This is a genomic window from Pseudomonas sp. RW407, from assembly GCF_003176655.1.
In the GTDB taxonomy this organism is placed as follows: domain Bacteria; phylum Pseudomonadota; class Gammaproteobacteria; order Pseudomonadales; family Pseudomonadaceae; genus Pseudomonas; species Pseudomonas delhiensis.
Genome location: NZ_QGSL01000073.1, coordinates 1 through 667, shown reverse-complemented (window position 1 = coordinate 667; position 667 = coordinate 1). Strand labels below are relative to the sequence as shown.

Here is a 667-nt window from a genome sequence, read left to right as displayed (position 1 = left end):
GGGCGCGCAGCCGAGGGCTGGGGAGAGGGTACGGAGTCAACCCAAAGCACCACTACCGCCGGTTGACTCCATTCGCGAGCTTACTCGCTCCTACGAGAGCGGTTGGCCTCACCCCTCCTGATACAGCTTCACGATCGCCGAAAAGTCCAGCTGGCCATTACCCTGGTTGCTGAAGGCCTGGAACAGCTGCTGCGCCAGCGCGCCGAGCAGCACCGGCTGACGTACCTGGCGCGCGGCCTCGCTGGCCAGGCCCAGGTCCTTGAGCATCAGGTCGGTGCCGAAGCCGCCGCTGTAGCCGCGGGCCGCCGGCGCGCCGGTGAGCGGGTTGTTCACCTCCGAGCTCCAGCAGCGGCCGCTGGAGGTATTGATGATGCCGGCCAGTACCTCCGCGTCCATGCCCAGCTTCACGCCCAGGGACATGGCTTCGGCCACGCCGATCATGCTGATGCCCAGCAGCAGGTTGTTCGCCACCTTGGCCACCTGGCCGTTGCCGGCGCCGCCGCAGTGCACGATGTTCTTGCCCATGGCCGCCAGCACCGGCCTGGCATGCTCGAAGTCGGCTGCCTCGCCGCCGACCATGAAGGTCAGGGTACCGGCCGCGGCGCCGGCGGTGCCGCCGGAGACCGGCGCGTCGAGCATCGGGTTGCCGTGGGCCTGGGCCGCCGCC

The 667-nt window shown here is 69.6% G+C and carries 1 protein-coding gene; it reads right to left on the bottom strand.

The window, feature by feature from the left end:
- Positions 1-108: 108 nt before the first annotated feature.
- Positions 109-667 (bottom strand): NAD-binding protein (locus tag DK254_RS06500; protein ID WP_158546403.1); only part of this gene is annotated, 559 nt, incomplete at its 5' end.